Source organism: Marinomonas phaeophyticola, from assembly GCF_026966905.1.
Classification (GTDB): domain Bacteria; phylum Pseudomonadota; class Gammaproteobacteria; order Pseudomonadales; family Marinomonadaceae; genus Marinomonas; species Marinomonas phaeophyticola.
This window is the reverse complement of sequence record NZ_JAPUBN010000016.1, coordinates 59,975-83,873: the sequence shown is the minus strand read 5'-3', so window position 1 is coordinate 83,873 and position 23,899 is coordinate 59,975. Positions and strand designations below refer to the sequence as shown.

Annotated in this window: 25 protein-coding genes and 9 tRNA genes; 21 read left to right on the top strand and 13 right to left on the bottom strand. The window is 40.7% G+C overall.

All coding sequences use genetic code 11. The features are described 5' to 3' along the window. Positions 1–48 precede the first annotated feature (48 nt). Complete coding sequence (gene ppnN, locus O1D97_RS10965) at positions 49–1,428, top strand: nucleotide 5'-monophosphate nucleosidase PpnN (protein WP_269125548.1); 1,380 nt, start codon at positions 49–51, stop codon at positions 1,426–1,428. A gap of 63 nt (positions 1,429–1,491) precedes the next feature. Here ppnN and nudC read toward each other — a convergent pair whose 3' ends face one another. The 3 genes from nudC to O1D97_RS10950 all read right to left on the bottom strand — a co-directional run bounded on the left by nudC (position 1,492) and on the right by O1D97_RS10950 (position 4,631). Continuing rightward, positions 1,492–2,298, bottom strand: a complete 807-nt coding sequence (nudC, locus tag O1D97_RS10960) for an NAD(+) diphosphatase (protein WP_269125546.1) — start codon at positions 2,296–2,298, stop codon at positions 1,492–1,494. Between the two features lie 101 nt (positions 2,299–2,399). Further along, positions 2,400–3,425, bottom strand: coding sequence for an L-threonine 3-dehydrogenase (gene tdh / locus O1D97_RS10955; protein WP_269125544.1), 1,026 nt, complete (start codon positions 3,423–3,425; stop codon positions 2,400–2,402). Continuing rightward, positions 3,426–4,631 (bottom strand): glycine C-acetyltransferase, encoded by a 1,206-nt coding sequence (locus O1D97_RS10950; protein ID WP_269125542.1) that lies wholly within the window; start codon positions 4,629–4,631, stop codon positions 3,426–3,428. A gap of 200 nt (positions 4,632–4,831) precedes the next feature. On the opposite strand from O1D97_RS10950, the gene O1D97_RS10945 reads away from it, so the two are divergent. The 9 genes from O1D97_RS10945 to O1D97_RS10905 all read left to right on the top strand — a co-directional run bounded on the left by O1D97_RS10945 (position 4,832) and on the right by O1D97_RS10905 (position 6,749). Beyond that, on the top strand, positions 4,832–5,914 hold the full coding sequence (locus tag O1D97_RS10945) for a polysaccharide deacetylase family protein (RefSeq protein WP_269125540.1): 1,083 nt from the start codon (positions 4,832–4,834) through the stop codon (positions 5,912–5,914). Positions 5,915–5,976: 62 nt separating this feature from the next. Continuing rightward, a tRNA-Ser gene (locus O1D97_RS10940) sits at positions 5,977–6,067 on the top strand. Between the two features lie 38 nt (positions 6,068–6,105). Beyond that, positions 6,106–6,181, top strand: a tRNA-Asn gene (locus tag O1D97_RS10935). 1 nt (position 6,182) lies between these two features. Continuing rightward, positions 6,183–6,259: transfer RNA gene (locus O1D97_RS10930), tRNA-Pro, on the top strand. A gap of 25 nt (positions 6,260–6,284) precedes the next feature. Then, positions 6,285–6,360 (top strand) — tRNA-His (locus O1D97_RS10925). A gap of 21 nt (positions 6,361–6,381) precedes the next feature. Next, positions 6,382–6,457, top strand: a tRNA-Lys gene (locus O1D97_RS10920). Between the two features lie 40 nt (positions 6,458–6,497). Next, a tRNA-Asn gene (locus O1D97_RS10915) sits at positions 6,498–6,573 on the top strand. Position 6,574: 1 nt separating this feature from the next. Beyond that, positions 6,575–6,651: transfer RNA gene (locus O1D97_RS10910), tRNA-Pro, on the top strand. Between the two features lie 22 nt (positions 6,652–6,673). Then, positions 6,674–6,749, top strand: a tRNA-Lys gene (locus tag O1D97_RS10905). Between the two features lie 500 nt (positions 6,750–7,249). Here O1D97_RS10905 and O1D97_RS10900 read toward each other — a convergent pair. The 6 genes from O1D97_RS10900 to O1D97_RS10875 form a co-directional block, all read right to left on the bottom strand. Further along, a tRNA-Tyr gene (locus tag O1D97_RS10900) sits at positions 7,250–7,333 on the bottom strand. Between the two features lie 60 nt (positions 7,334–7,393). Next, entirely contained in the window at positions 7,394–8,335 is a 942-nt protein-coding gene (locus O1D97_RS10895; protein ID WP_269125538.1) for a ProQ/FINO family protein, read from the bottom strand. 144 nt (positions 8,336–8,479) lie between these two features. Continuing rightward, a complete protein-coding gene (locus O1D97_RS10890; protein ID WP_269125536.1) occupies positions 8,480–8,944 on the bottom strand; it encodes a hypothetical protein in 465 nt (154 codons plus the stop codon). Continuing rightward, complete coding sequence (locus O1D97_RS10885) at positions 8,941–9,171, bottom strand: cell division protein ZapB (protein ID WP_191601364.1); 231 nt, start codon at positions 9,169–9,171, stop codon at positions 8,941–8,943. Before O1D97_RS10885 ends, O1D97_RS10890 begins: the two co-directional genes overlap by 4 nt. Positions 9,172–9,214: 43 nt before the next feature. Then, complete coding sequence (locus O1D97_RS10880) at positions 9,215–10,378, bottom strand: flagellar assembly protein FlgT (RefSeq protein ID WP_269125533.1); 1,164 nt, start codon at positions 10,376–10,378, stop codon at positions 9,215–9,217. A 50-nt stretch (positions 10,379–10,428) separates the two neighbouring features. After that, a complete protein-coding gene (locus O1D97_RS10875; RefSeq protein ID WP_269125532.1) occupies positions 10,429–11,097 on the bottom strand; it encodes an LPP20 family lipoprotein in 669 nt (222 codons plus the stop codon). 422 nt (positions 11,098–11,519) lie between these two features. Here O1D97_RS10875 and dinB point away from each other — a divergent pair, with 422 nt between their 5' ends. From dinB to O1D97_RS10840, 8 genes are all read left to right on the top strand, one after another. After that, the gene (gene dinB, locus O1D97_RS10870; protein WP_269125530.1) at positions 11,520–12,578 is read left to right on the top strand and encodes a DNA polymerase IV; all 1,059 of its coding nucleotides are present in this window, start codon (positions 11,520–11,522) and stop codon (positions 12,576–12,578) included. Positions 12,579–12,659: 81 nt separating this feature from the next. After that, complete coding sequence (locus O1D97_RS10865) at positions 12,660–13,334, top strand: alpha/beta hydrolase (protein WP_269125528.1); 675 nt, start codon at positions 12,660–12,662, stop codon at positions 13,332–13,334. A gap of 151 nt (positions 13,335–13,485) precedes the next feature. Continuing rightward, entirely contained in the window at positions 13,486–13,599 is a 114-nt protein-coding gene (gene ccoM / locus O1D97_RS19630; RefSeq protein ID WP_330221473.1) for a cytochrome c oxidase subunit CcoM, read from the top strand. A gap of 141 nt (positions 13,600–13,740) precedes the next feature. Continuing rightward, complete coding sequence (locus O1D97_RS10860; RefSeq protein WP_269125526.1) at positions 13,741–14,199, top strand: DUF2489 domain-containing protein; 459 nt, start codon at positions 13,741–13,743, stop codon at positions 14,197–14,199. A gap of 4 nt (positions 14,200–14,203) precedes the next feature. Continuing rightward, positions 14,204–14,569: a hypothetical protein gene (locus O1D97_RS10855; protein WP_269125525.1), complete on the top strand. Its 366-nt coding sequence runs from the start codon at positions 14,204–14,206 to the stop codon at positions 14,567–14,569. Positions 14,570–14,602: 33 nt separating this feature from the next. Then, positions 14,603–15,424, top strand: coding sequence for a mechanosensitive ion channel family protein (locus tag O1D97_RS10850; RefSeq protein ID WP_428981115.1), 822 nt, complete (start codon positions 14,603–14,605; stop codon positions 15,422–15,424). A gap of 105 nt (positions 15,425–15,529) precedes the next feature. Further along, a complete protein-coding gene (locus tag O1D97_RS10845; RefSeq protein ID WP_428981114.1) occupies positions 15,530–15,685 on the top strand; it encodes a hypothetical protein in 156 nt (51 codons plus the stop codon). Positions 15,686–15,926: 241 nt separating this feature from the next. After that, the gene (locus O1D97_RS10840) at positions 15,927–16,586 is read left to right on the top strand and encodes a nitroreductase family protein (protein ID WP_269125523.1); all 660 of its coding nucleotides are present in this window, start codon (positions 15,927–15,929) and stop codon (positions 16,584–16,586) included. 191 nt (positions 16,587–16,777) lie between these two features. Here O1D97_RS10840 and O1D97_RS10835 read toward each other — a convergent pair whose 3' ends face one another. Then, a complete protein-coding gene (locus O1D97_RS10835; protein ID WP_269125521.1) occupies positions 16,778–18,553 on the bottom strand; it encodes a SulP family inorganic anion transporter in 1,776 nt (591 codons plus the stop codon). 156 nt (positions 18,554–18,709) lie between these two features. Here O1D97_RS10835 and O1D97_RS10830 point away from each other — a divergent pair, with 156 nt between their 5' ends. Further along, on the top strand, positions 18,710–19,543 hold the full coding sequence (locus O1D97_RS10830) for a LysR family transcriptional regulator (protein WP_269125520.1): 834 nt from the start codon (positions 18,710–18,712) through the stop codon (positions 19,541–19,543). 311 nt (positions 19,544–19,854) lie between these two features. Here O1D97_RS10830 and O1D97_RS10825 read toward each other — a convergent pair whose 3' ends face one another. From O1D97_RS10825 to O1D97_RS10815, 3 genes are all read right to left on the bottom strand, one after another. Next, on the bottom strand, positions 19,855–20,676 hold the full coding sequence (locus O1D97_RS10825) for an endo alpha-1,4 polygalactosaminidase (protein WP_269125519.1): 822 nt from the start codon (positions 20,674–20,676) through the stop codon (positions 19,855–19,857). Between the two features lie 141 nt (positions 20,677–20,817). Next, positions 20,818–21,525: a GDSL-type esterase/lipase family protein gene (locus tag O1D97_RS10820; RefSeq protein WP_269125517.1), complete on the bottom strand. Its 708-nt coding sequence runs from the start codon at positions 21,523–21,525 to the stop codon at positions 20,818–20,820. 24 nt (positions 21,526–21,549) lie between these two features. Next, positions 21,550–22,113, bottom strand: coding sequence for a hypothetical protein (locus O1D97_RS10815; RefSeq protein ID WP_269125515.1), 564 nt, complete (start codon positions 22,111–22,113; stop codon positions 21,550–21,552). Between the two features lie 321 nt (positions 22,114–22,434). Here O1D97_RS10815 and greB point away from each other — a divergent pair, with 321 nt between their 5' ends. Next, positions 22,435–22,944, top strand: coding sequence for a transcription elongation factor GreB (gene greB, locus O1D97_RS10810; RefSeq protein ID WP_269125514.1), 510 nt, complete (start codon positions 22,435–22,437; stop codon positions 22,942–22,944). A gap of 67 nt (positions 22,945–23,011) precedes the next feature. Next, complete coding sequence (locus O1D97_RS10805; protein ID WP_269125512.1) at positions 23,012–23,887, top strand: DUF72 domain-containing protein; 876 nt, start codon at positions 23,012–23,014, stop codon at positions 23,885–23,887. Positions 23,888–23,899 lie beyond the last annotated feature (12 nt).

The following is a 23,899-nucleotide window of genomic DNA, read 5'->3' as shown; positions in this document are numbered from 1 at the left end:
GGTATCACTATAATCTTTCAATTAAACGCTTTGTAAAAGGAGGCGATCATGCAGTATCAAGATCGCGTTAATGCGCTTGTTGCACCAAAAGGTGCACTTGAAATGCTATCACAAGATGAGATCTCTCGTATATCTGAAGACTCAGGTCAGTTGCATGAGTTGTTTCGTCGCTGTTCTCTCGCCATTTTAAATTGTGGCAGCGATTCTGACGATGCTCAGGCCGTAATGGATGAGTTTAATGACTTTGAAATACGGATTATTCAGCAGGAAAGGGGCGTTAAGCTGCAATTAATTAATGCCCCTAGTAGTGCTTTTGTTGATGGTAAAATGATTCGTAGTGTCCGTGAAATGCTGTTTTCAGTGTTGCGCGATATTATTTTCACGCACCACGAATACAATTTAGCCAGAGGGTTAGCCGACGCGAGCTCAGATAAAATTACCAATGTGGTTTTTGAACTATTACGGAATGCAAATGTATTTAGGCGTTCTGATGATTTGGATTTAATTGTCTGTTGGGGTGGGCATTCTATTGCTCGACACGAATACGATTATACGAAAAAAGTAGGTCATGAATTAGGCTTACGAGATTTGAATATTTGTACAGGCTGTGGTCCTGGCGCAATGAAAGGACCGATGAAAGGCGCGGCCATTGCACATGCGAAACAACGAATTAAAGACGGTGTTTATCTAGGGCTAACAGAACCGGGAATTATTGCTGCTGAATCTCCTAATCCAATTGTAAATCAATTGGTTATTATGCCGGATATTGAAAAACGTTTAGAAGCGTTTGTAAGAGCAGGGCATGGCATTATTGTTTTTCCTGGTGGGGCTGGTACAGCAGAAGAAATATTGTACTTATTAGGTATTTTGTTACACCCTAAAAATGACAATATCCCCTTTCCTGTAGTCTTTACTGGGCCAAAAGAAAGTGCGTCCTACTTTGAACAAATACATGAGTTTATTGGTGAAGTATTAGGTAAAGAAGCGCAAGCGAAATATCAAATTATCATAGATGATGAGTCGACTGTTGCTAAGGTTATGAAGGACGGAATGGATGAGGTTAAAGCATACCGTAGACTTCATCATGATGCGTTTTATTATAACTGGAAACTGCATATTCCTGAGGAGTTTCAGCGACCGTTCGAGCCAAATCATGAGAGAGTGGCGGCTTTGAATCTTAATTTTGATCAGCCCGTGCATTTGTTAGCTGCAGATTTAAGAAGAGCGTTTTCTTCTATTGTGGCTGGTAATGTTAAAGCGAATGGGGTGTCTTATATTAAGGAACATGGACCTTTCGAAATTCATGGTGATAAAGCCTTATTAGCAAAACTGGATTTATTACTACAGGCTTTTGTATCACAGCAGCGAATGAAATTACCTGGAAGTGAATATATTCCTTGCTATAAGGTTGTAACTGGCGAGCGGTGACATAATGTATAAAAAAGGCCCATGTACTTAACCATATATGGGCTTTTTTATACTTTTGGAATGCTATTGTGATTGTTTAATTCTTTCAATCTGCTCTAAAATTATTTGTCCTGAGATGGTTGCTGGTGGCGGGATGGGTGGCAATTGATCAATATTATACCAGCCAGCTTCGGCAATTTCTCCTGGTGCCGCTATAATCTCCCCACTAACGTAGTCGGCTAAAAAACCAACCATAAGTTGATGTGGGAATGACCAAGGTTGACTTGACGTGTACTGAATATTTGTCACCTCAATACCTACTTCTTCATTTACTTCTCTTACTACGGCTTGTTCTAAGCTTTCTCCCGCCTCAACAAAACCGGCAATATTACTGAATCGATTTGGTGGTGAATGGATGCCTCTTGCAAGCAGTATTTGGTTTTCTTTACGTATGGCTACGATTACGCAGGGTGAAATGCGAGGGTAGTGCCTTAAGTTACATTTTGGGCAAATTTTGGTGTGTTCCGTATCGTGCCTCTTATTGAAAGAGGTTCCGCAGCGACCACAAAACTGATGATCAGCATCCCAGGTAGCAAGTTGTCTTGACCGGCTGAGTAGGTAATATCCAGCTTCGTCCTGAGAAAAGAGTAGCTCTCTAAAATCGGTTTCTTGGAAGCTAGGTGGAACGGATTTAAGTAGGCACGCAAAAACGTCTTTGCCATGCCATTCGCCGCAAAAAACCGGTTGGGATTCTGCTTCAGGCTGAAATTGATCAATGGTTACAAGGAAGTCATGTGATTCTATTGTGGTTAAAATGCTACCACGGTGCATTAACAGAAAGAGTGCCTCATTATGAGGTCTAGGATGAGTGCTTGTTCCAATGGTTAACATGCTTTAGCTCTAAATTAAGCGAAAGCTTAACGCTACCTTTTAGATAGAATTGACGCAAGTCATCGCGCCAATTCTCTTCAAAAATATACCTTTTTAGTTGCTTAGGTCCAGTCTAAGATGACTTTGCCTGATTGCCCTGATGCCATGGCATCAAAACCTAACTGAAAATCATCAACAGAGAAATGATGGGTAATGATACTGCTAATGTCTAACCCTGACTGCAGCATAGCGACCATTTTGTACCAAGTTTCAAACATCTCTCGACCGTAAATTCCTTTCAGCTGCAACCCTTTGAAAATGACTTGGTTCCAGTCAATGACGGTCCCTTCACTTGGAATACCCAGCATGGCCACCTTGCCTCCATGATTCATATTATTGAGCATAGCGTTAAATGCTTGTCCGTTGCCTGACATTTCAAGACCAACGTCAAAGCCTTCCTTCATCCCCATTTCAGCCATCACATCTTTAATGTCTTCTTTGGCAACATTGACCACTCTAGTCGCGCCCAATTTTTTTGCAAGATCCAGGCGGAAATCATTAACATCTGTGATGACAACATTGCGAGCACCAACATGACGACATATGGCCGCTGCCATTGCTCCAATAGGACCCGCTCCGGTAATTAGGACATCTTCACCAATCAAATCAAAAGACAGAGCAGTATGAACCGCGTTACCGAAGGGGTCAAAAATCGCCGCCAAATCGTCAGAGATATTATCGGGTATTTTGAACGCATTGGTGGCTGGAATAACTAGGTATTCAGCGAAAGCCCCTGTTCTATTAACGCCGACACCAATGGTTTTCCCGCAAAGGTGCCTACGTCCAGCTCGACAATTACGGCAGTGGCCACAGGTAATGTGTCCTTCACCAGAAACTCGATCACCTATTTTAAACTCAGTGACCTCTGGACCCAAAGCCGCAATTTCACCAATAAACTCGTGACCTACTACCATCGGAACTGGAATGGTTTTTTGCGCCCAATCATCCCAATGATAGATATGCATGTCCGTTCCACAAATAGCGGTCTTGCGGATTTTAATGAGAACATCATTATTACCATATTCTGGGATGTCTGCATCTGTCATCCATATACCTGGAGTATTGTGTGTTTTAGCTAGGGTTTTCATTTATGACGCTCCAATAATATTCAATTCTCTGCCTACAGAGGCAAAAGCTTCGATAGCATAATCCAATTGTTCTTGGGTAAGTGTAGCTGACATTTGTGTTCTGATTCTTGCTTTTCCAAGAGGGACGACAGGGTAATAAAAACCAGTAACATAAACGCCTTTTTCAAAGAGTTTTGCGGCCATAATTTGGGATACTTTGGCATCACCCAACATCACAGGGATGATGGCATGGTCTCCCGGTACAAGTGTAAATCCAAGTTGAGTCATTTTCTCACGAAAATATTCGCTGTTTTGTTTGAGCGCTTGGCGAGCTTCATGACCCGATTGTATTTTTTCTAATACATGCAGTGTCGTTGAGACAATGACAGGCGCTAATGAGTTAGAAAACAAGTAAGGGCGAGAGCGTTGACGTAACCATTCGATAATCGGTTTTGATGCACTTGTATAGCCACCAGAGGCACCTCCTAGTGCTTTACCTAAGGTGCCAGTGATAATATCAATGCGACCCATGACATCGCAATATTCGTGGCTGCCTCGACCGTTATCTCCTAGGAAGCCTACTGCGTGAGAATCATCTACCATGACAAGAGCATCGTATTTGTCTGCCAGGTCACATACCGCTTTAAGGTTCGCAATAATGCCATCCATAGAGAATACGCCATCGGTAACGATTAATGTCGTTTCGGCTCCTGATTCAATGGCTTTTTGCAGTTGCAACTCTAAATCTTGCATATCATTGTTCTGATAGCGGAAGCGTTTCGCTTTACATAGACGCACACCATCTATAATACTTGCATGATTTAAGGAATCACTGATGATGGCATCTTTATCTGTTAGTAGAGTTTCAAATAGCCCTGTATTGGCGTCGAAGCAAGAAGAATAAAGGATCGTATCCTCCATCCCCAAAAAATCACTTAATTGATTCTCTAATTCAGTATGAATAGATTGTGTGCCGCAAATAAAGCGTACAGAGGCCATACCGTAACCGTATTTATCTAGAGCGTTTTTTGCATGAGTCACAAGGTCTTCGTTATTCGCAAGCCCTAAGTAGTTATTAGCGCAAAGGTTGATAAGAGGTTGATCATCATTACCGATAACACTCGCGGCTTGAGGTGACTTTAGCATGCGCTCTTCTTTAAACAATCCCTGTTCTTTAAGTTCAGCGAGTTGGTGTTCAAGATTATTTAAGAAAGTTATTTTGCTCATACTATGTACCTGCTTTTGCTTGTTGATGTTCTATTGAGTTTAGAAGACTGTTGAAAAACTAAACAGATGCAGCGAGATGCTATTTTGACCATAACAGTTGTCATAAAATAGACATGAGATTTTGTTATATTATGTTTTACAAACGTTACTTGCGCCTGTTTTTGATACTATGTCTTGATCATTTATGAATAGGTGAAAAAATGTCCATCGTTAAACTATCAGCCGGGTTATGTATTGGGGGCTCCATATTGCTGTCTTCATATATTCAAGCCGAACAATTTCATCTCCCTATACTGCAGTATCATCATGTAGGGGAAGAAACCCCTTTTTCGACCTCTGTGACACCAGCACAGTTTCGAGAACATTTGGAGTTCTTAGAAAATGATGGTTATCAAGTTATTGATTTATCCTCTGGAATAAAGAAGTTAAGAAACGGGGAGGGTCTTCCTGATAAAGCGGTTGCGATAACGTTTGATGATGCTTATAAAAACATTTATGAAAAAGGCTTTCCTATCTTAAAAGAGAAAAGCTTTCCTTTTACGGTTTTTATTAATACCGACCCTGTTTTACATAAGAATCGTAACTTTCTAACCTGGGACGAGATGAGGGAAATGCAGCAGTATGGTGCCGTCATGGCGAATCATACGATGAGTCACCCTTATATGATGCGACATAATGAAGAGGAAAGTTTCTCAGCTTGGTTTGCGAGAATAAAACAAGAGGTGCTAGAAGTTGAGAGTTTACTGGTTGAGACGCTAGGAAGTTCGCCCAAAATGTTAGCTTATCCCTATGGGGAATCCAATGAGTTGATTCGTTCTTTCTTAGAGGAGTTGGACATCGTTGGTTTTGGGCAGCAATCCGGTGTTGTAAGCTCGGACTCTGATTTCTCAAATTTACCTCGTTTTCCCGCATCTGGTGCTTATGCAAAGTTATCGACATTAAAAACTAAACTATCTTCAGTTCCAATGCCGCTAACAAAGGTAGATACCGGGGGAGATTTTGCAGGGGAAGAGCCTGTGTCTATGACTCTTTCTTTTAAAGAAGGCCAATATCGTACCAAAGAGTTTACTTGTTATGTGTCTGGACAAGGTAAAGCCGATATTAATTGGCTAACTGAACAAAAAGTGTCCATTACGGCGAAGAAAGCCTTTTCTTACGGTAGAGGGCGGATTAATTGCACTATGCCGGTTAAAAAAAGTACAAATTATCACTGGTTTTCTAATGTTTGGGTTAAACCAAGGGCTGAAGAAGGCTATGTAGTAGAAAAAAGCGAAAAATATTAAAAAAAATGCAAAAAGTGGTTGCACTGAATTTTGAAATCAGTAATATACACCTCGCTCGCAACGGAGGGGTGGCAGAGCGGTTTAATGCACCAGTCTTGAAAACTGGCGTAGGTTAATAGCCTACCGAGAGTTCGAATCTCTCCTCCTCCGCCACTTTAACTAAAAGTGTGTTGCGGCAAAAAATTAGTAATTCCTCGATAGCTCAGTTGGTAGAGCAAATGACTGTTAATCATTGGGTCACTGGTTCGAGTCCAGTTCGAGGAGCCATCGGAGTATAGCGCAGTCTGGTAGCGCGCCTGCTTTGGGAGCAGGATGTCGGGAGTTCGAATCTCTCTACTCCGACCACTAATTTTATCACCACCTAGTAATGGTGGGCGTAGCTCAGTTGGTAGAGCTCCGGATTGTGATTCCGGCGGTCGTGGGTTCAAGCCCCATCGTCCACCCCATTACTGATGAATATTATAGTTGGGTCGTTAGCTCAGTTGGTAGAGCAGTTGACTTTTAATCAATTGGTCACTGGTTCGAATCCAGTACGACCCACCACTATACTTTTCATGACAATTTCTTGCTAGAAATTCTTGATTCCTCGATAGCTCAGTTGGTAGAGCAAATGACTGTTAATCATTGGGTCACTGGTTCGAGTCCAGTTCGAGGAGCCATCGGAGTATAGCGCAGTCTGGTAGCGCGCCTGCTTTGGGAGCAGGATGTCGGGAGTTCGAATCTCTCTACTCCGACCATTGTAATTTTTAGTATATGAGCGGGTCGTTAGCTCAGTTGGTAGAGCAGTTGACTTTTAATCAATTGGTCACTGGTTCGAATCCAGTACGACCCACCATTCTCATACTCTCCTTGTTTTCTTTTCTAGATTTAATTCTGCATTGAATTTCTTTTTTGTTGCTTCTTTGATTCTAATCGCTAATCGCTAATCGCTAATCGCTAATCGCTAATCGCTAATCGCTAATCGCTAATCGCTAATCGCTAATCGCTAATCGCTAATCGCTAATCGCTAATCGCTAATCGCTAATCGCTAATCGCTAATTCTTTGAGTCTAGAGTGCCTGAGGGTGGATTCTGTGTGATTGTTGTGGTTTCTTTTTTGGGGCTGTGTTGGTGTTGAGTTTTTAATTACTGGAGAGGTGGGTCTGTGCTGTTATCGGAGTTGATAGTGAGATGTTTATTCGAGGTGTTGTTGAGCGATTATCTGTTTGATAGCGTGGGGTGAGTGTTTCGATAGGTTGTTAGCAAAAGAAATAAAAGAAAACGTCACTTATTTGTATTGAAGTTAATCTGTTTATTTTTGAGACTAAAGTAAGAGATATATCAGAAGATGCTGAAGTGGTGGAGGGAGGTGGATTCGAACCACCGAAACTTTCGTGGCAGATTTACAGTCTGCTCCCTTTGGCCACTCGGGAACCCCTCCACAGCAGCGCGGCATATATTATCTATGCCATTGCGCTTTGTAAATAGTTTTTTTGAAAAATCAGTGTTTATTTTTCGAAAGTAACATTGCTAATTTTTTCTTCATTCTTTCTTCATTTGATAAGCCATCATCCTTTGGTGCTTCTTGTTTCGGCTCAGTTTGGCGAGGCTCTTTCTTTATTGCATCTGTTGCTTTTTCTTTAGATGGCTTATGGGCTGCTTTTTTAGGCAATATCGGCTTGCCATTTAAGTCGATGCGCAGTTTCTGCTTAGTAAGGCTTTTCTTATATCTGTCAGATCGCGTATACGCGGCTAAGGCGCGTTTTAATTTGCTTTCAGTCAATTCATCATCGATCTGCATTTCTTTGTCTATACCTATCTTCAGAGGAGATGGGTTGTTCCAATTAAAGGCTTTAGGGTATTTCTTTTCTAGTAACTGAATTAACTTAATGTTGTTCTGTTTATTCTTTTTACGTTTTTTCGCTAATTGCTGACTTTCAGACGTGTCGCTGCTTTCAGTTTCTAGGGTTGTAGAGGTCTCTTCAACTTCCGGAATATCATTTTCTTTTGATTTATTAATGATTGTGTTCTCTGTTACTTGTTCTTCGTTGTTTGATGAATCTTTTAAAGTCACTTGGTTCTCAGTAGCATATGCATTATTTTGGATGGATAGAGTTGGCTCTGTAGTGTCTAGTATTGAGCCCAATGATCCCGTTTCTGGAGGTAGATCAAAGCTAAGTTGGTTTTCAAAGTCTCCATTTATGTTGGTTGTTTGAATCGAAGCGGATGAGTCAGAATCAAGGGAATCTTCAATATAGAGCTGCAATTGATCATTAGGCGTTAAGTTACTCATTTGGCTTAATAAATCGTAGGGAGATGTTGTATTTTCGCTATCTGTAGCAGAAGCCGCATTTTTTAACCTGGCTATTTCTGCATGAGCGTCATCGAGCTCTTGGAGTAGAGATGCAACTTTATACTGAAGTTGCTGAATAAGTTGATCCATAAAAACAAAACCTAATCGCTTCATATGTTGTGTAAAGTGCTAGTGCTTTACACAGCAATAATATTGAGCTGTAAAGGGGATATAAAGCCCCCTTACTGTTAAATAAAATAATAAACAGAGAGAGGTGCTTAGTGAATTCCCATATTAAAATGCAAAACCAATACCAACGGCGGCATGATTGTCGTATGCGGTGTTACTACTGTTTAAAACTTTCAAGCTAACATCAACTCGAGACAGTTGGTTGACACCAATGCGAAGCCCTATTTCAGGGTAATAAGCATTATCATCGACAAAATAATTACCTAAGCCAATAAAGCTCCACACAGGAATATTTCCCATATTGAGAATAGGGTCTGCACTGTAAAAGCGAGCGCCAATATTGAGCGTACTTTCAAAACTGTCTTGTAGGAAAAAAGACGCTCCCCCATAAAAAGCTAAGCTTCTTGGGAAGGCGTATTCCATAGAGCCAGAAATGATAGATGCGGTATTGCTTGTCGCTGTGGACGGCTGACTAAAAATGTGGTCATAATTTAGTAAAGTTGACCAAGTGCCAGCTGCATTGGCACTTAATGTTGTTAGCATCAATGCAGCGGCGACAGCATATTTCATTGATGCTTATCCAACTGGTTTAAGCGAGAAAGCATACCGTTTAGTGAATTTTCCCAATTAGCTTGTTGTTCTTCTTGCTGAGAGAATTTAGCTTCTAGCTCAGTTTTTTCTTCGCTTAATTCGTAGTTTTTCATTTCTAGGTCAGAAATTTTTCCTCTTAGAGCATTAATTTCTTCAACAGCTTGATTAATACGTTGTTCTAAGTGGTGTAGCAATTCGTTGTTCATGTGATGTCCTTGTTAAAAAAAGTATTTTGTTGATTGTAGTGATTTACCAAGCGATAACAACATCTTGTTGTTGTACATTTAAAATTCTTGCATCAACAGCGAGTTCGCCAATAGCAAAGTTAGGCTGAACTTGGGTAATAGTAACATTGATATTGGCATTATTGAGCTGTGTTTGTGCATTTTGTAATTGATCGAAAATTTCATACCGGCGATATACATTAAACTTATCCCCTTTTTTTATTCCAGATAAAGATCCAGCATTAATATGTATTTTGTTGCCTTCTGTTCTAAAAATGTTGGCTACAAAAGGTTGGCAACGTAGTTTCTCGCTGGCGTCTAAGGAGATTTGCCATAAAACTTGTTGAACAATGTGGCCATAACTGGTTTTCCAGAATGCGGATGAACCAAACCCCATTTTTTTATTTCGATCAGGTGTCCAGTCTCCAGATTCTTGATAACTCTCTTCAAACAACAGTGCCCCGCTAAAACCATCGTATATATAGATATCAAGCATCATATTACGTTCATTGGTTTCTTTATTCGCCCATTTTAAAAGAGAGTTAAGAGGGGTATCTTCATCTGGATGTTTAGGATTAACTTCATCTATGTCTCGTATGACGCCACTGATAACATATTGAACACCTAGATCTTCCCCTATTCTAGCCACATCGGTTAAGGATCCATCCACATTTGTCGACGTCGGTGCATTGATTAGATCGGGGTAAATGCGAATATTGGTGGCGGCTAGGGCGTGTAGATAGCCTTGTCTGTTGATTTCGTTTGTTAAACTTTTAGGGAAGGCTCTGGGGATGTTATGTAATGCCCCTAAACTAGCCTGCTGTGGTGTTTGTAGAGCGAAGCCTGTAATACCCACTGATTTTTTGTAGAGGTTTGTGGCGCCATTTCTACATTGCATCTCATCCGTAATATCGGTAGAGATACGTACTTTTAGAATATTATCGCTAATGACTTCAGAGAGTATTTTTGTCGATTCAGCGTATCCAGAAGCTTGCAGGTGCATCGAAGAGCTTAGTTGTCCATTATCTAGCTTATCGTGCGACATCAATAACGCACTAGATTGTAATACGGCCTGTTTTATGGCCTGTTCCGTTGCTCGGTAACGTGCATCTTCAATGTCGCTATTGTAAATAATAGCTTGGCCGGATGCCTCAATACTGGCTGCACTTAATGCTAAAGGGAAACTCAATATTAAGGCGCTCAAAAGGCTGAGGCTAATCTGTTTTAATCGCATATTCATTATTCGACTGAATAAAAATTATTAGTTTGATTTTGTGCTTTTTGTGATCCTACATTTTGATATGACGGTCTAATTTGGCAGGCTGGGTTGGATTTTATACTTTCTGGTGAGCCAGCGCATCGACGAAAGTTTTCTTGTAGGGCCATTTCAACGACCGTTTCAAAGCTGCCATCGTCTAACTCCCTTTGGGAGATGACTTTTGCGCCTACAAGATAGGCATCTACAAAGGTTCGTAGTTCATCATTTTGAGTCATCATGTTACTCAGTGTAGAAGTGCCATTGATCTTTAAACCATAAACACGTTCTGATAGGTTGCGGTAAGCATCTAGCTTTGATCCTCGTAAGGATAATAGTTTAGCTTGTGACTTAGAGAATTTTTTGTTGCTTATTGGCGCTGAATATCCAGTAGCATTGATGATAATAGGCTCTCTGGGAATAACATCAACAATCTCAAATGGGCTGCTATTAGCGCTATTTTCAGCTAACGAGTTATTCACAGTATTGCCATTACAAGGCGCAATACTTGTACATTTATTAGCATTTTGAATCGCATTACATGCCGTTAAAAATAAACTGGCAAAACATAAAAAGTACATGGGTTTCAGAAAGCGCATTGCAATGTCTCCTAATCTTTTCTTAATCGTACCACGTGTAATCGATGGTGGCATTTTATTAACATGATCTTAATTAATGAACTCGGTAAATAATAATTTTCCGCGGAGCCTTTTGTTGTTTGCTTTGTTCTGTTGCATCATCCTTCTTGGAAATTTGTAGCGGATTACTTGGTCTAGCAATCTCTTCTGCACTTGATGTTTTGTGATAAGAGTAACTGCACCCAGAGAGAGAGCCTATTAATAAAATAAGGAATAGGGGGAGTATATAATTCATATTCATTCTGTCCTATTTTATTGACCTTTAGTAATTAGTTTACGGCTCTTTATAACATATCTTAAAGAATAATTTTGTCGTTGGTAAAATTGGCTGAAAATATTAACGATTCTTGCCGTCAATTATTTCTGGTGATCAAAAAGCTGTTTTTATATACAGTGTTTGTGGTATTTTTGTTTTTTTATCTTTTTTGTTGTGACCTATGTCCCAGAGAAAAATCATTCATATTGATGCGGATTGTTTTTTTGCGGCAGTAGAAATGAGAGACAATCCAAAGCTACGTGATATTCCTTTAGCGATTGGAGGTGCGGCAAATTCTCGAGGGGTTATTTCCACTGCCAATTATGTCGCCCGTGAATATGGTGTTCGTTCAGCGATGTCATCGGCGCAAGCTGTTCGACAATGTCCCCATCTCACCATTATTCCAGGGAATATGCAAAAGTACCGTGATGTCTCTCAGAAAATGCGGCAAATATTTTCTGAGTATACGTCTATTATTGAACCACTTTCCCTTGATGAAGCTTACTTAGACGTCACAGATATCTCTCTATGTAGAGGCAGTGCGACCTTAATGGCAGAAGAAATTCGTCAGAAGATTGAAGCGTCCACAGGAATTACCGTATCCGCTGGCATCGCAGCGAATAAATTTTTGGCTAAGGTAGCCAGTGACTGGAATAAACCGAACGGTTTATTTGTTGTTGTTCCTTCGAATCAAGCTGAATTTGTTAAAACCATACCCATAAAAAGGATTTGGGGAATTGGTAAGGTAGGTCAAGAAAAGTTGAATAAGTTAGGAGTGGTAACCTGTGGTGACTTACAGCAATTGGATTTTACTATATTATCGCAGCAGTTTGGACGCTTTGCTCATCGTTTATCGCAGTTGGCATTGGGTATTGATGAACGAGAGGTGCAAGTGAATCGCATTCGAAAAAGCTTTTCTATTGAACATACCTATGAGAAGGATTTAGCTTCTACCGAAGCGTGTTTAATGCAAGTTCCTAAATTGATGGAAGAATTAAGGCGCCGAATGGAGAATAAAAAATCTACGCTCAATCCTAGTAAATTTTATGTGAAGGTGAAGTTTGATAACTTTCAGCAAACAACGGTTGAGAAAGCCTATCAAAAAGGGCAAGAGTACACGTTTTTTATTATGTTAATGAAAGAAGCTATTTCTCGCCAGAATCGACCCGTGCGCTTACTTGGATTAGGTTATAGGTTAACATCCAACGATTCAATGCAGTTGTCGCTCCCATTAGAGTAAAAATCAGAGTGGAAAGGTGTGCGGCCTCTGTCTTTATAGCAATGTGTAAGTTAGTGAACATCTTCAAAGAGGAATAAGTAAATGCAGGAATTAGAGTGCGTTGTAGTGGAAACGTCTTCATCAATAGACAGTGCTGTTATCTGGTTACATGGTCTCGGTTCAGACGGGTATGACTTCCAGCCTATTGTAAAAAGCTTGTCTCTTCCTGAGTCATTGGGTGTGCGTTTTATTTTTCCTCATGCTCCGATTCGTCCTGTTACCATAAATGGTGGCATGGAAATGAGAGCCTGGTATGACATTTTAGAAATGACGATTGAGCGTAAAGTGGACAGTAAAAATATTGCTGAATCTTGTGCTCAAGTTGAAGCCATCATCAATGCTCAAATTGAAGCGGGTATTCCAAGTAAGCGCATTGTACTTGCTGGTTTCTCTCAAGGCGGTGTGATTGCTTATAAACTGGGTTTAACGACACAATCAAAGTTAGCGGGAATTATGGCGTTGTCTACTTATTTGGTGGAATCTGATGCCTTAACCGATGCGGCTGAAAATGTGAATGGTAGTACCTCTATTCTGATTCATCATGGCTCTGAAGATCCTGTGGTGCCATTTCAATTAGGAATGAATGCGAGAGAAGTTCTATTGAATAAATCCTATCTGGTAGAGTTTGAATCTTATGAAATGCCTCATTCTGTCTGTCCTGAACAAGTTGTCGATATTTCTAAATGGCTTCAAAAAGTGCTATTAAAATCTTTCTAAAGTGACCTTTTTATTTTCTAGAGGAGCGTTTACTGATGTATGTCAATAAAGACACCGCTAGGCTCCTTTTGCACTGAGAAATATTGACTTATATCAAGGTGAGAATTGAAGGAAAGGCTACATTTAAAACATAACAAATGAGGTGATGATTATGTTTTTAGATGATGTTGTGCTTGCTGGTGTTCTTACTGTTGGTCTGATGTTGGCTTTCTTTGGGGGCTTTGGTTATATCGCTTATAAAGCGATGAAAAAGAGACAAGAGTGACTAGATGGCTCATTTGTATCCTCCATGAGCTGAATATAGTGTCGTTTTTTGGAAAGCGATAGATTTGCTGTAATGGGTTGTCTGCATAGTGTTAGAATTTAGGTTAATGTATTTATTAGCTTAATCTGTAGGTTTCCCCATATGTCCTTGAGTGTTTTCTTTTTAGCCTTAACCACCGGAATTTTGGCCATTGCAGGTTTAGTCCTGCTTATTATCCGTTTATTGAAAAAAAATCATGAACGTAAGCAAACATTGGAAGAAGCAGAGCGAAGGCTTTTAGAAGGCCGAGCTCAACGTATTGAGAGTATTCGTGTTTTATTAAAAGTGGTTGGTACAGAAGAATTAGGCTGGATTGAAGCCTCTATACGCGTAAAAGTACTATTAGACCAACTGAGTTTTGACCTTTCTGCTCATGAAGATATTGGTGTGTTTTATAGGGTGTATGCCGAAACGGAACATATCCCAACGCACGAAAGTTGGAACGAATTGCCGATGAAGGCAAAGCGTAAGTTTCGTGCACAGATGGAGCAATGCGAAGAGCAACATTTAAATGCATTAAAGCGAGGTCAAAAAGCCTTAAGTAATTTTCCTCTAGTTTAATCCTATGAACCTTATTATTTCGGTAGCGGCTTGCTTTTTAATCTTAGTTGGCTTGCTGCTCTTCTATATAAAGTTCAGTCAGCAAATGCCTTACTACAGAGTCAATAAAAATTATTGCTTACGGTTGCTTGAACACGCCATATTAGGCGACTTACCCATTGCGGATTGGCACTTCTTTATAGGGGTGACCATTACGCATTCTGCTCAGTTAGATACGTTAAGACAACAATGTGAAGTGATAGACGAACAATATGTAACAGGAAGTCACTTGGTTAATTCTCAGTCTTGTGTATTATTCTCTCTAGAAGGGAAAAAAGAGCTGTCGTCTTTATTAGACGAATGGCGATTTAAAGTGGATTTTGATATATAACTTTTATGTTATTTGATAGCTAGGATTAAAAATATGAACGAAATGTTGGATCAGGGTGCTGGTATGGCTCCATGGATAATGGAAATGATGTTGAATTTAGCTATTGCGATAGTTATTTTTATAATCGGTAAAATGCTAGCATCGAAAGTCGCTAAGTTTTTAGAAAGCAGAATGCTTAAATCAAATGTAGACAAGGCGGTTGCAGGTTTTGCTTCTAGTATTCTTTATGCATTGATGTTTGCTGGTGTTATTTTAATGGCGCTTGGGCAGTTGGGTGTAGAAACCACTTCCTTCATTGCTATTCTTGGTGCGGCTGGTTTAGCTGTAGGTCTTGCTTTACAAGGGTCTCTGTCTAACTTTGCATCAGGTGTATTGATTATCTTATTCCGTCCTTTTAAAGCCGGAGATTTTATTGATGCAGCGGGACAAGCAGGAACAGTAGATCGTATTGAGCTGTTTTCTACTTATATGAAAACACCAGATAATCGCGTAATTATCATTCCTAACTCGGCCATTGCAAACGGTGCGATCGTTAACTTTTCGAAAGAAAAAACTCGCCGTATCGACCTAGTTATTGGTATTAGTTATGACGCGGATATCAAGCTAGCGAAAAACTTAATGCAAGAAATTGTGGATGCTGATGAGCGTATTCTTAAGGATCCTGCTTGCACCATCGCGGTTTCTGAATTAGCTGACAGTTCAGTAAACTTTGTTCTTCGTCCTTGGGTAAATGCGGCAGATTATTGGACTGTTAGAGCGGATGTATTAGAAAAAATCAAATACACATTTGACGAGCAAGGTGTTGGCATCCCATTCCCACAAATGGATGTGCATGTACACAAAGAAGCGGAGTAAGCTCTCTTCTTGCTTACTCATGTTATAGCCAAAGTTGGTTAGCATTAGTATTGCAACACACTTAAAAAACGCCCCGATAATGGATTGTTACCGGGGCGTTTTTTTATGGATGGGGAGCGCTTTTCTTGGTGGATGACCAATATGCTGCATAACTTTGACAATACGGAGTCGGAATTGAACTATTACACTGGTTCTGAAAGTGGTAAAAAAGTAATCGCTGAACAGTATGTTGGCTTACCGTATGAAGGCCTAGATCCATAGGATGATCGTGCATAAGAATGCAATTGATTCAGTTGAGTATGGGGGAATTAGTGTTTTTATTGTGGTAATTTTTATCAATACTCTGTGTTTGATTTGCCTATCGAACTCTTGGTTTTTGAAGCGTAAAATGCATTTGAAACGCAATTAAGTCGTCATCAATTTGAATGATGGCTGATTGCTCAAACCCATTAGAATGTTATTTGAAAGAATGCATTAATTGAATTATATATTGGAGAAAAAAGTGTCTCATCAAATCATCAAAGATCTTAATAGCCGTTATACCACTAAAATGTATGACCCAAGTAAGCGCATTTCTGCAGAAAATATGCAGGTTATTAAAGAAGCATTACGTATGTCGGCGTCTTCAATAAACTCTCAACCTTGGAAGTTTATTATTATTGAAAGTGATGAGGCAAAACAGCGTTTGCATACAACATTTGAAAATAAATTTCAGTTTAATCAACATCATGCGAAAGAAGCGTCTCACATAATTCTATTGGCATACAACCCGAGCTTTACTAAAGACCAATATAAAAAAGTGGTTGATATTGAAGTTTCTTCCGGTCATTTACCGGCTGAAATGTATGACAATATGCTAAACGGTGGTTTTACTTTTGCAGAAATGAATACGGATGAAACTGGGTTTAACGGTCACTGGACCAAAGCGCAATTATACATCGCTCTTGGCAATGCATTGCACACGCTTGCTCGTTTAGGTATTGATTCTACACCAATGGAAGGTGTGGATGCTGAGCTAATCGGTGAAACCTTTAAAGACGAGCTGGATGGCTATATATGCGATGTTGCTTTGGCAATGGGCTACCATAAAGAAGGTGAAGACTATAATTACGGTTTACCAAAATCACGCTTGCCAGAAGACGCTATCATTACGGTTATTTAATATACAATATAACGGTAACCCATATAGTATATGATCCGATTTATGATGAGCAAGCCAGTATCTTTTAGGTACTGGCCTTTATTTTTTTAGGGGCGGATATAAATAGAATGATGTCGTCAGTTGAAGGAACAATGACTCAATGTTAGTACCAGTGCGGCTTTCGCTCTAGACTTTTAAATGATGGTACTCGTTTATTTGACTATTGGACACTGTGCAAAGACACGATTCGTACAATTGTTGCATACATTAATGTTTAACATGCGAATTAACTTAGAGAGAGCGTCATCAATGGTTGGGTAAAAGTTATTATCCCCTAACTTTTCTAAATAGTTATTCGCAGAAAGTTCATCTTTAACTGTATTTTTAAGCGCGCAAAAATGCAGGAAATGCCCGTTTTTATGCATTCTCACCGATTCTTGTAACAGCATTTCAGCGCCTGCGACATCGATAAAGTTCACCCCGTTACACATTAGAATCATATGTGTTTTCGGTTTTAGATTGGTGCTCATTTCAATCAGTGTTTTTTGTATGTGATCGGCGGCGCCAAAAAATATGGAACCATCAATACGAACTATTTTTATTTGTGGGCACTCATCTAATTGAAAACGGGAGATACTTCGTAGGTCAGTTCCTTGATCAATGGTCTTCGGTGCGACCTCCATGATTCTAGGATTAGCCGTTCGTTTTAAATAGAAAATTAACGACAGTAATACCCCAAGATAGATAGAAAACTCCAACTCGACAATTAGGGTGGACAAGAAGGTGACAATTAAAATCGCCGCCTCTTGCTTATTGCTACGAAGTATCTGCGCAATATGATGAGAGTCGATTAAGTTCCATGAAATCAGCAAAATTCCACCAGCCATTGCCGGTAGAGGTAAATATGCTGTGATTTCCGGTGACAAAATTAAGATAAGCACGAGTATGAGTGCGGCAAAAACCGATGCCATTGGGGTTTTTGCCCCGCTGTCGTAATTCACTCCTGAACGAGTAAATGACCCTGAGCCTGGATAACAAGAGAAAAAGCCACCAATCACATTTGAAAGTCCTTGACCGATAAACTCTTGGTTTCCATCTATGCGTTGACCGGAGCGAATGGCGATTGCCCGAGCAATAGACACGGCTTCAACCAAACCAAGTATGGCGATGGCAATGGCGCCAGGAAGAATACTGCTGATGGTTTGTGCTGAAAAATCGGGTAAAGACAGTGCGGGTAAGCTTCCTGAAAGTGCACCAACGAGAGGCACATTGTGCTCCGCTCCATTTAATAAGAAACACGCCAAGCTCCCGACAATCATGCCAAATAACATAGGCGGGATTTTTGGGTGAATTTTTTTGATTAAGACGGTGGCTGCAATAGTAATGAGAGCAATGCTTAGGGAATAAACATTGGTGGTCGCAAGATTCTGTAAAATTACTTGCCAGCTCTCAAAGAATGAGGTGCCAGACGCGATCACAATGCCCAATGCATGCTTCATTTGGCTCGTTGCAATGAGAATAGCGGCTCCAGCGGTAAACCCAATCACAACGGTATGGGAAATAAAGTTGACTAGGGTCCCCATGCGAGCTAAGCCCATGCCTAATTGAATCATCCCTGTCAGCAGTGTCAAGGTCAGTACAACCGGAATAAAAGCCTCCGTCCCCTGAGGAACCACGCTACTAACCACGCTTAAAACGACAATAGAAATGGCGGCGGTTGGACCAGATATAAGATGCAGGGAAGAGCCAAATAAACCGGCGATCATTGGCGTCACAATGGCAGTATAGATTCCATATTCGGCGGGTAAACCGGCAATCAAGGCATAGGCTACACCTTGTGGTAAGACGATTATGGCCCCCGTCAGTCCAGCCAATAAATCCGCTAAAAGGGCCTGTCTAGTGAGTGTTTTTCCCCATACTAAAAAAGGTAACCACACGAAAAGGTTTTGGGTGCGATTTTTAGAGGATGAATTAAGGTTTGACTTCATAACACAGGCTACTCTTTTGCTTTCCTTCTTTACTTATGGGGTATAGCAGATCAGAAGGGTGGTTAATTTTGCACAATGGCATCATTTTAAGAGATACTTAACGTCATGAAAAACGAAATTATTTGGCTATTATGGCCAAAAAAATAGGATGTTGATATGGATATGGTGTTACTGAAAACCTTTGTGGAGGTGTCGAAAACTCGTAATTTTGGCCAAGCATCGCTCAATCTCAATGTTTCCTCTTCCACTGTTAGTGCTAGAATCAAGCAACTGGAGTCGGTCATGGGGGTGTCACTTTTTATTCGCCGACATCATGAGATCAGTTTGACTCCTTCGGGTGAGGGGCTCGAACGACATGCCAATTTCATTTTAAAAGCATGGGAAAGAGCTTATGAAGACACAGCATTAAGTCAACGACATCACCAGCGTTTAGTGGTCGCCGCCGTATCCAGCTTATGGGATATTTTTGTGCAAGACTGGCTCAATGACATTCACATGTCCCACAAAGAATTAAGCCTACGAGCGGAAGAAAGTACCCCCTTACGGGTTGTGGAAAAGCTCGACCAAAGCCTGATTGATGTCGGATTTATGTATGAACCTCCGTCAATGAAAGGCTTAATCGTGCAAGAGGTGGCCATGGTCCCCATGATTTTGGTATCGGATAAGCAAGATACTTCAACAGAGAGGGCGGTAGCTGAAGGCTATGTTCGAGTTGAATGGGGGACGGCTTTCGCCGTTATGCATGAGTCCTACTTTCCCCAACGTCCCTTAGCTCGGGTTAGAGTCAACAGTGGCCGTGTCGCATTAAACCTAATATTAAAAAATGGCGGCGCGGCCTACCTACCCGATGTGATGGTGAAACAAGAAATTGAAGCGGGTCGACTGTATCAAGTGGAAGGCGCCCCCGTGATTGAAATGCGCGCCTTCGCGGCCTATAAATCTCAAGGGGAGCACAGTGCCTTGATTAAATCTCTAGTGGCAAAAATTTGATTGTTTAAAGTTGATGAATAGTTTGAATCAGAATATCTATCGACAACGGACTAAAAAAGGAGGTTTAAAGTCTTCTGATACCGCCGCTATAGATCTCGATGCTATCAAAAAGTCGGCAAAGTAATTCTATAAAGTGAGTATTGGCTACGATTCAAGGTAGCTCAGAGGTTTTACCTTTCGTTATTAGTCTATTAGGTACTTATAATAAAAGGTAAAACAGTATTCACATTATCGGTTTGATCGACACTTTTATTTAGCTAAACCATACTCTAATAACTGTTTTCCTTGATGTTCTTTGAACTAAAAAAGGGCTATTTGCTAGACAACTCAGACTGGCAGCTTAAACGAAATGCATCGTTTAGCGCCAACGGCAGTATCAGAGAGCTGAGCTTTTGATCAAGAGACGCTTTACAAATCGCCCTCCGTTCGTCTGCATCGTCTACATAGATTTTTCGATATTCTGCGTTTAATACCGGTTTCCCATTTTCAATAAAGACATTCAAAGAGTGGCATTCTGAATACTCAAAACATTGCTCATTGACCGCAAAATCGAACACTTTAACTAAGGCTCTAGCTTGTCCTAGATTATTTTTTAGACCAATGGCTAAGCCTCTTTTATGGGCTTCTTTTGCGAGAAAGCGATTAAAGTCTAATTGGTGGTAGGCGCGTAAGGAAAAACTGGTGAACTGACGGTGCCCATCGACGTTGTCTGGTTCGACGCCATCGCAGCCTTTTGCTACCGCTAGATCTAAACGCGCTAACATGATGTTACGTACCGATTTTGAGCGGATATCCAACCATTTCTCATCGGCCCAACCACTAAGCGTTTTTCCTAAGTCTTTTTGTTTGAATTGTTTAGCATCTGGTCGCCAGTCTTCATAGGACCCAGCAGAGAAGTAACAGATCACTTTTTTGCCAGAGGTGTGCAGGCGTTGAATCAGTTCAACAGAGGAATCGAATAAATCGATGTCGTATAAGTCTACCGGGTAGTTTTCATTTACTTCGCCATCTAATTGCCAGTGCCAAGTTAGCGCCACAGGTGGGCGATACCAGTCATCAACCGCATGAGCTGTAGGGAGGTAGCAGGCTAAAAACAAAGTAAAGGTCGTAAAGGGAAAGAATGAAACTCGCATACTGGACTCCACATCCTAGACTTGTCGAAAATTTATGACTCGTTTGTATTCGGCTCCACTGTACGCTGTTAAGAGAGGAAAGGCTTCCAAGTATGAGTATTCGTTAAAATTAGTTTTGCGGTAAGCTTTATTGTGGGAATTCTATCTTGGTTTGTGTCTGTCGCTGTGGTGGCAATATCCGGTTTTCATTAAGGTCTTAACATGAGGCTCTAATGCTTTAGCTATTATGGGGTATTGATCGGTATTTGGGTGTAAGAAGTCCTCCATGATATCGCGGGTTAGTTTACCCTTTTGGTCAAGAAAAATAGGATTAATATCTAGGTAAAAGATCTTTGCATTATCCGCGTAGGATTGAATAATGTGGTTAATGTCATTATTTAATCGACGCATCCTTTGTGTTGGCTTCGCGCTACGAGGGAATATGGCCAATAATAAAATTGAGGTATACGGGAGCTTTTGTTGCAATAAAGACAGAATTTTTTGGATACCTAACGCCGTTTCTTCAGCGGTGTCTTGTCTATGTCCGGTGTTGTTTGTACCGATTGACAGTAGCAGTAATTTTGGTTGGATGTCATCTACCGCACCATGCTCAATACGCCATAAAACATGCTCTGTGCGATCACCATTAAACCCCAGATTCAGAGCATTGAGAGGGCGATAGAATGCCTCCCAGACGGTTGCCCCTTTTGTTTCCCACGCTTGGGTAATGGAATCCCCTAGAAAGACCAGATCGACGGACTTCATCGAATCTTTAAGCGTCAGTTTCTCTTCATGACGCGGCAACCACCAGTCCGCACCTTGTTTTGACGGCGTTAAGGCTGGTGGGAATGAGTCGGGGTTGATTAGCATGATTTCAATGATCCTGTAAGCGCGTTAATAAGGGGCATAACTGTACTGTGACATAGATATATGGATATTTTCGGCCGCTGTTTTACGAATCAATAGTCCTGCGTTAGGGTAGGTTATGGCCATAGAGCATATACCATTAAATATTCGCTCCTCGGCTGAGATATAGGCGTCATTACCAGAGTAAGAAACTTGATAAATATTCAGCGAGTGACAACCAGAGTTTCGAGTAATTCCGCCCAGAACAAAGGTGAATTGCTCAAAATCTATAGTGGGTATTTCAGGTTCTTTAGAAGTATTAATAACCATACTGAATTGACAGCTGTTATCTCGAGGTAAGTTTGGGTTTTCTTCCAGTTCTGTATGAACTTTAAGATTGTTGTAATAACAATTGAACGCTTTTGGCAAATCGTTATAGAAGGTTTCAAGTTCTGCCTGAGAATTGATTACATTCGACCATGAACTGGCACTATTATGGTGAAGTCCATTGGGTAAATTCACTATGGTATGTGAGAAAAACTCGGTTGCACTGACCTGTGCGGACAATAATGTGCCTATTATTAGTGTGTTTAATACGGTAAAACGTTTCATATTTACTCCTTGTATTCCTTATGTCGAACTTTTTAGTTCGAGCTAGTAAATTTTAGGATAAAAGAATCGTTTCGGATATAGCGTTAACCCTTATTACCTTCCAACAGGGTTAATTGGAACACAATAACGCCATCCAGTAATGAATGCTGAATAACTATCTATCTTAGATGTTTATAGGTGGGCTTTTACCCTGAGGTTCTGGTGTGTGTGTTAATTGGTTAGGATAAAGTCAGTATATTCTGTCAAAATAGACGTCGCTATTTATTTGCATTCATTAATTACTTGCATAATTTAACCACTGAGATGATAGGAAAAAAATTAATGAGCCGTTACCGTCCCCCTGCCGCCCCTAAATCTGCTTATATCACCAAAGAGGGAGCCGACAAATTACTGGCTGAATTGAAATATCTCTGGAAAGAAAAACGCCCTCAAGTGACTGACTCTGTTAGAGAAGCTGCCGCGCAAGGAGATAGGTCTGAGAACGCTGAATACATATATGGAAAAAAACAATTAAGAGAAATTGATCGCCGAGTACGCTACTTAGAAAAGCGATTGGAAGCCTGTACTGTAGTGGATCGTATTCCGAATGATCGCAGTAAAGTCTTTTTTGGTGCTTGGATCACTCTGGAAGACGAGTTAGAAAATGTAAAGCGCTACCGTATTGTTGGCCCTGATGAATTGGATCACCACCCAGATTACATCAGCATAGATTCTCCTGTCGCCAGAGCCCTGTTGAAAAAAGAAGAAGGAGAGGAGGTTTCGATTCGCGTTGAAGGCAAAGAAAAGCTCTACACGCTAGAAGATATTGAGTATATTGAAGGTATGCCTTGATGGCGATAATAAAAACATGGATAGATTATCGTTATTACTTTAAAGACAAGTACATGCAGTGGAGTTTATGGCGTTAATAGGTAATTTTTACGTTGGTATGGCTCAGTGGAATCATCCCGATTGGATGGGGTGGTTGTATAGCAATAGTTCAGGCCGTTCGACTCGTTTGGAGGAATATGCTCGTTTCTTTAATAGTGTTGAAGTAGGAAGTAGCTTTTATACAGACTTAACGGATCACACTATTCGCCAGTGGTATGAACAAGTCCCTGAGGATTTTCGCTTTTCTTTTAAAGTCCCACAAACCGTTACTCATCATCTGAGTGCACAAAACCTGCAAGCCTGCTGTGAAAAGTTAGACGCATTTTGTCATCAATTGAACGCATTTAAAGATAAAATTGGTGTGTCTATGATGCAATTTCCTGCGACGGTTGCCCCAGATCAGTTAGCGCTAATCGCCAGGTTGTGTGAATCTTGGACGTTAGATACACCGCTCTCGATCGAAGTTCGGCATCCATATTTCTTTAATAAGGGCGAGGAAGAGTCTGCCTTTTTACGGATGCTAGCTGAGAAAGAGAGGAATCGAGTAATTATGGATTCTAGACCTGTATTTTCAACGGAGGCTTATTGTGAGAGCTTGTTGGATGCGCAAGCGAAAAAACCGCGAGTGCCTTGTCATCCGGTGGTGACCGCTGAGCACCCTGTTGTGCGTTATATCGGTCATCCTAATTTGCCATTGAATGAGGTCTATTTAACCCAGTGGGCGCAAAAGCTATGCGCTTGGATTCAGCAGGGCCACACCCCTTACGTTTTTGTTCACTCGTCAGATAATATTAAAGCGCCCTTATTGGCTCAAACCTTGGAAGCTAAAATTCTGACGCTGTTAGGTGCAACGACGCCGTCTATTGTCTTGCCTGTGTTCCCTGAGCAAGAGATGCTATTTTAGTTTTTTCTTATG